Raw genomic sequence first — 6,571 nt, forward strand, 5'->3', positions numbered from 1 at the left:
GTCGAGAAAAATTTAGACATAAATCAGTAATTTCAGATATAGCCATAGGAAAAATATCCGGATTTGGTATAGAGGGATATAAAATGGCCATATATTATTTAGATAGTTTAAAGTAGTAGGAGGAAAAATGAGAATTTTATTTATGGGAACACCGGAATTTGCAATTCCATCACTTGATAGCTTAAGAAAAGAACACGAAATAATTGGTGTTTTTACAAAGGTTGACAAACCAAACACTAGAGGAAAAAAGATAAAATATACACCAGTAAAAGAGTATGCAATTGAAAATAATATACCAGTTTATCAACCGAATTCATTAAAAACAGATGAAACTTTTGAGATAATAAAAGAGTTAAATCCAGATTTAATTGTAGTAGTAGCTTATGGTAAAATTATACCAAATAACATAATAGATTTTCCAAAATTTGGAATTATAAATGTTCATTCGTCAATATTACCTAAATTTAGAGGAGCAGCTCCAATAAATGCAGCAATTATAGCTGGTGAAAAAGAGAGTGGAGTAACAATAATGGATATTGCTGAGAAATTAGATGCAGGAGATATTATTTTAGTAGGAAAAACTCCAATAACAGAGGAAGATACATTTTTAACACTACATGATAGATTAAAAGATATTGGTGCAGAAAAGTTAATAGAAGCTGTTAAACAAATAGAAAATGGAACAGCAAAAAGAATAAAACAAAATGAAAATGAAGTAACTTTTGTAAAACCATATAAAAAAACAGATTGTATAGTTAATTGGAATCAAACAGAAGAAGAAATATTTAATTTTGTAAGAGGAATGAATCCATTCCCAACAGCTTATAGCCATCATAACGAAAAAGTTTTAAAAATATATGCAGTAGAAAAATTAAATAGAGTTTATAACAATGGGAAAATAGGGGAAGTTGTAGATTCTATAAAAGGTAAAGGTTTTGTCGTAAAAGTTAAAGATGGAAGTGTTATATTATTAAATATCAAACCAGAAAATAAAAGAATGATTACTGGAAATGATAGTATTAATGGTAATGTAATGAAAATGGGCGAAATATTAGAATAAAATAATATGGGGGGAATTATGAAAAACTTAGAGAAAAAGGATAAAATTTCAAAAAAAACAATTCAGAGGTTAACTATTTATTTAAAATGTTTAGAAAAGTTTGCGCCAGAGGATTATATATCATCTGAAGAGATGGGAGTGTTGTTAGGGGTAACTGCAGCTCAGATCAGAAAAGATTTTTCTAATTTTATAGTGGATATAGAATCATGTATTGGAATAAGAGGAAAAGGTTATAATGTTAAATGTTTATATGAAATGATTGAAAATATTTTAGGGATAAATAAACAGAATAACGTAATTATAGTAGGTGCAGGGAAATTAGGAAATGCTATTTTATTAGAGGGAGACATAGAAAAGTCAAGATTTAATATTGTAGGAGTTTTTGATATAACAAAAAGTAGAATTGGAAAAGAGTATAAAGGAATAAAAATAAGCAGTGTAAGTGATATACCAAAAGTAGCTATGGATCAAAAAATTGATATAGCTATAATAACAGAGGTAAAATCAATAGCGCAACAAGTTACAGATATAGTTGTACAATCTGGAATTAAAGCGATACTGAATATGACTTCAATAGAGATAAAAGTTCCTAAAGGAGTTGTAATTGAGCATGTTGATTTAAATAGAAAATTACAAGAGCTTAATTATTGGAAAGAAAAGGTGGAATAAAATAGATGAAGATTTTAGATGGTAAAAGTGTATCTCAAAAAGTTAGGGATTCAATAAAAGAAGAAATAAAAGAGTTAAAAGAAAAAACAGGTAGAGTCCCTGGATTGGCAGTTATACAAGCGGGAGATAATTTAGCATCTAAGATATATGTTAGTTCTAAAATTAAACAGTGCTCTGAGGTTGGAATAGAGTCAAAAAATTATATAATGTCAGAGAATATTAGTGAAGATGAATTATTAAAAGTTATAGATGATTTAAATGTAGATGATGAAATTGATGGGATATTAGTTCAATTACCATTACCAGATCATATAAATACTCCAAAAGTAATAGAACAAATAATATTAACAAAAGATGTTGATGGATTTAAACCAGAAAATTTAGGGAAAGTTGTATTAGGAGATAAAACAGCTTTAATATCTTGTACTCCAGCAGGAATATTAAGATTATTTAATGAGTATAAGATAGAGTTAGAAGGATTAGATATTGTTGTTATAGGAAGAAGTAATATTGTAGGAAAACCTATGACAGCTTTATTAATAAATGAAGGTGCAACAGTAACCGTTTGTAACAGCAGAACAAAGAATATAAAAGAGAAAACAAAAAATGCAGATGTAATAATAGTTGCAATAGGAAGTTCGAAATTTTTAACTGAGGATATGGTAAAAGATAATGTTATAATCATTGATGTTGGAATAAATAGAGATGAAAATAATAAACTTTGCGGAGATGTTGATTTTGAAAATGTAAAAAACAAAGCAAGTTTTATCACGCCTGTTCCGGGGGGAGTAGGACCTATGACAATTGCAATGTTATTGGATAATACATTAAAAGCATTTAAAACAAACAAACAAATACAGGGGTGAATTATAAATGAATAAAAAAGAGTATTATATAGTAGATAAGAGAATACTGCCAAATTCAATTCAAAGCGTGATCAAAGTTAATGATATTGTTCAAACAGAAAAAATATCAAAATATGAGGCTATTAAAAGAGTAGGAATAAGTAGAAGTACTTATTATAAATATAAAGATTATATTAAACCATTTTTTGAGGGTGGAAAAGAAAAGGTATTTAGTATACATCTATCTTTAGTAGATAAACCAGGAATTTTAGCAAGAGTTTTAGATATTATAGCTGGAGAGCAAATGAATATACTAACTATTGTTCAAAATATAGCAATAGATGGAATAAGTAGAGTAACAATATCTATTCAAACAACAGAGAATTTATTAAGAAAAATAGAGGAAATGTTGGAAAAAATAAGCACGTTAAACTCTGTTAAAGAGCTTAGAGTGATTGGAAGTAATTAAGGAGGCAAAATGAAACTTGATATAGAAACTATAAAAAAGTTAGGAAAAAGCATAGAGGAGCATAATCTTTCAGAAATCTCTCTTGAAATTGATGGAGCAAAAATAACGATGAAGAAAGAGGAAGCTAAAGCTTCAGAGATTACTAGAGTAAAAGAAACAATAGCTTCAGAAAATATTCAAAGTATTCCATCTGAAGAAGAAGAGGTAATAGAAGCTATTTCTCAAGAAAATTTAAAAGAAGTAACGTCACCAATGGTTGGAACATTCTATTCAGCAGCATCTCCAGAATTAGATGATTTTGTTAAAATTGGAGATAAAATTGAAGTGGGAGATACAGTGTGTATTATAGAAGCAATGAAAATGATGAATGAAGTAAAATCTACAGAATCAGGAACAGTTGTATCTATAAAGGGTGGAAATGGAAACATTGTTAAAAAAGGGGATATATTATTCTTAGTAAAATAGAGGGAAGCTTTTAGCTTTCCCTTTTTTAGTCTATAATAGAGTTAGTTGTTTTTTTGTGAGACATGTGATAAAATATCTAAGTATATAAAAAGAAAATAAGGAAGGTGTATTTAAACGTTGGACACATATCGTGATATTATTTTGTTGGTTGTTTTAATTTTACTATCAGGATTTTTTTCATCCTCAGAAACAGCATTAACATCATTTAAAAGCAGTGATTTAGAGGATATAGAAAAAACAAACAAAAGGACAGCAGGAATGTTAAAAAAGTGGCTAAAAAGTCCAAATGAAATTTTAACAGGAATGCTTTTGGGAAATAATATAGTAAATATTTTAGCATCATCAATAGCTACAGCATTAGCTATAAATATTATGGGCAATTCACCAAAAAGTTTGATGATTGTAACAGGAGCAATGACTATTTTAATTTTAGTTTTTGGGGAGATTACTCCAAAGATTATAGCAAAAAATAATGCTAAAGGATTTTCAAAGTCAGTAATTGGGCCTATCTATTATTTTGGATTATTAATGAAGCCATTAGTAAAAATTCTAATGTGGACATCTGTTTTAATTGGAAGAATTTTAGGTGTTGAAGTAAAAAATGAAAACATTATGATAACAGAAGAGGATTTAATCTCATATGTTAACGTAGGAGAAGCAGAAGGTATTATAGAAGAAGAAGAGAAAGAGATGATACATTCTATAGTTGGGCTAGGAGAAACTAATGCAAAAGAGATAATGACACCAAGAACATCCATGTTTGCAGTTGAAGGGACAAAAACATTAGATGATATTTGGATTGAAATGATTGAAGCAGGATTTTCTAGAATTCCAGTATATATTGATACTATTGATAATATAATAGGTGTTTTATATGCTAAAGATGTATTGAACTATTTAAAAGATAAAACTACAGAAATTCAGATTAAAGAACTCGTAAGAGAAACATTTTTCGTACCAGAAACAAAGTCAATAATAGAAATATTAAGAGAGTTTAAAAGTAAAAAAGTTCATATAGCTCTTGTTTTAGATGAATATGGTGGAACAGTTGGACTGTTAACAATAGAAGATTTAATAGAAGAGATTGTGGGAGAGATTCGTGATGAATTTGATCATGAGGAAGAAGATACAATTAAAGAAATTAGTGAAAATAGATATGAAATAGATGCGATGTTAGATATAGAAACAATAAATAAAGAACTAGATATAGATTTGCCGATATCAGAAGATTATGAAAGTTTAGGTGGTCTGATGATGTCAGAACTAGGAAAGATAGCATCTATTGGAGATATAGTTGAATTTCAAGATATTAAATTAATAGTGGTTGAAGTGGAAAAAATGAGAGTTTCAAAAGTTGAAATTCAAAAAGGAGAATAAAACAAAAATGAAAAGAATCAAAGCTAGTTTTTATAGTGGATTATTTGCAATATTACCAATTGTTATAACAGTGTACATTTTTAACTGGGTATTTCAAATATTATTAGGCTTATTACAAAACTCATTTGTTACAACAGCAGTAAGAACATTTATTTTAAGTTTTGGAAAAGAGAAAGATTTAGATTTATATATGACAATTTTTATAAATTTTGTATCATTTATAACGGTAATTTTAATCTTAATTATAATAGGAACAGCTATGAGAGTATTTTTGTTTAAAAGGCTAGGAAGTTATTTAAATAGGCTTCTAGTTAAAATTCCTCTTTTTAGTCAAATATATAGTACAATAAGACAGATAATATCATTAGTTCTTTCAGATAGAGAAAAAGCATATCAAAAAGTTGTAATGATTGAATATCCTAGAAAAGGAATTTATAGTATTGGATTTTTAACAGCAGAAGGTAATCATGTTGTAGAGGAAAGAACAAAAGAAACAATGTGCAATATTTTTATTCCGACATCTCCTAATCCAACATCTGGAATGTTTATTGTAATTAAAAAAGAAGATGTGGAAGTTTTGGATATGAAGGTTGATGATGCAATTAAGTTAATTATATCTGGAGGAGTTATATTACCAACAAAAAAGGAGAAATAAATTGATAAAATGGCTAATACCACTTTTTATTTTTTTTGGATGTAGTAATGTTGATATAAATAAATATAAGAAAGATAATGAATATTCATTGTTAAAGGGAATAAATTTATATTCTCAAGGGAAAAATAGAGAAGCTTTAATTGAATATGAAAAAGCTTTAGAAAAAGATCCTAAAAATATTTTAATACTTAGGGAAATAGCAATTATAAAAAGTCAATTATTAGAGTATAAAGAATCAAAAAATATTTTTTTAGAAATTTTAAAAAAAGAACCAAGAGATATAGAGGCACTAAGAAATTTAAGTTATTTATTTTTTGATGAAAAAAACTATAAAAAAAGTATTTTTTATTTAGAAAAGGTTCCAAAAGACTTGAAAACACAAAAAGATTATGCAATATTGGCATTTTCTTATTATAAAATAGGGGAATCAAAAAGAGCACTATTAACATATAAAAAAATAAAAGAATCTATTATATTTAATAGTATTATTTTAACAAAATCGTATATTAAAGTTTTATCAGAAAATGGAAATAAAGAAAATCTATTTTTAATATTAAAATCTTTAGAAAAATATAAACCTGAAGATGTAAATAATGTTATTTTAATATCAAATACTTATGAAAATGAATTACAAAATTATAAGTATGCTGAGAAAGTATTAAAAGACTTTTTAAGTAGCAACAAAATAAATGATAAAATTTTATTACAGTTAGCAAAGTTATATTATAAAATAGGAAAAAAGAAAGAATGTAGAATAGTATTTAGTATGATTTCAGAAGACTATCAATATAATTTAGAATATATAAAAGTAAAAACATATATGTATTAATTAGGAGGAAAAAATTAAATGGATTTAAAAAAGTATGTAGCATTAGTAGAAGACTATCCAAAAGAAGGGATTAAATTTAGAGATATAACACCTTTAATGGGAAATGGAGAAGCTTTTAAATATGCAACAGATAAAATAGTTGAATATGCAAAAGAACAGGAAATAGACTTAGTTGTTGGACCAGAAGCAAGAGGATTTATAT

Annotated in this window: 9 protein-coding genes and 1 pseudogene; all 10 read left to right on the top strand. The window is 26.8% G+C overall.

The window, feature by feature from the left end; all coding sequences use genetic code 11:
• On the top strand, positions 1-116 hold a 116-nt coding region (locus Q0V09_RS06130), incomplete at its 5' end, for a type II 3-dehydroquinate dehydratase (RefSeq protein WP_297487704.1).
• Positions 117-127: 11 nt separating this feature from the next.
• Positions 128-1,060 carry a methionyl-tRNA formyltransferase gene (gene fmt / locus Q0V09_RS06135; protein WP_297406679.1) on the top strand — a complete coding sequence of 311 codons (933 nt, stop codon included), beginning with the start codon at positions 128-130 and terminating at the stop codon, positions 1,058-1,060.
• An 18-nt stretch (positions 1,061-1,078) separates the two neighbouring features.
• Entirely contained in the window at positions 1,079-1,729 is a 651-nt protein-coding gene (locus tag Q0V09_RS06140) for a redox-sensing transcriptional repressor Rex (protein ID WP_297487693.1), read from the top strand.
• Between the two features lie 5 nt (positions 1,730-1,734).
• The gene (gene folD, locus Q0V09_RS06145) at positions 1,735-2,595 is read left to right on the top strand and encodes a bifunctional methylenetetrahydrofolate dehydrogenase/methenyltetrahydrofolate cyclohydrolase FolD (protein ID WP_297487695.1); all 861 of its coding nucleotides are present in this window, start codon (positions 1,735-1,737) and stop codon (positions 2,593-2,595) included.
• 7 nt (positions 2,596-2,602) lie between these two features.
• Entirely contained in the window at positions 2,603-3,043 is a 441-nt protein-coding gene (locus tag Q0V09_RS06150) for an ACT domain-containing protein (RefSeq protein WP_297487697.1), read from the top strand.
• 9 nt (positions 3,044-3,052) lie between these two features.
• Entirely contained in the window at positions 3,053-3,508 is a 456-nt protein-coding gene (gene accB / locus Q0V09_RS06155) for an acetyl-CoA carboxylase biotin carboxyl carrier protein (protein WP_297487699.1), read from the top strand.
• Between the two features lie 117 nt (positions 3,509-3,625).
• On the top strand, positions 3,626-4,885 hold the full coding sequence (locus tag Q0V09_RS06160) for a hemolysin family protein (RefSeq protein ID WP_297487702.1): 1,260 nt from the start codon (positions 3,626-3,628) through the stop codon (positions 4,883-4,885).
• A gap of 7 nt (positions 4,886-4,892) precedes the next feature.
• Positions 4,893-5,540, top strand: a complete 648-nt coding sequence (locus Q0V09_RS06165; protein ID WP_297407595.1) for a DUF502 domain-containing protein — start codon at positions 4,893-4,895, stop codon at positions 5,538-5,540.
• A 1-nt stretch (position 5,541) separates the two neighbouring features.
• Positions 5,542-6,369, top strand: coding sequence for a hypothetical protein (locus Q0V09_RS06170; protein WP_297407593.1), 828 nt, complete (start codon positions 5,542-5,544; stop codon positions 6,367-6,369).
• A gap of 18 nt (positions 6,370-6,387) precedes the next feature.
• A pseudogene (locus Q0V09_RS06175) lies at positions 6,388-6,571 on the top strand (adenine phosphoribosyltransferase); the annotation flags it as partial.

Source organism: uncultured Cetobacterium sp. (assembly GCF_947039425.1).
Taxonomy (GTDB): Bacteria; Fusobacteriota; Fusobacteriia; order Fusobacteriales; family Fusobacteriaceae; genus Cetobacterium_A.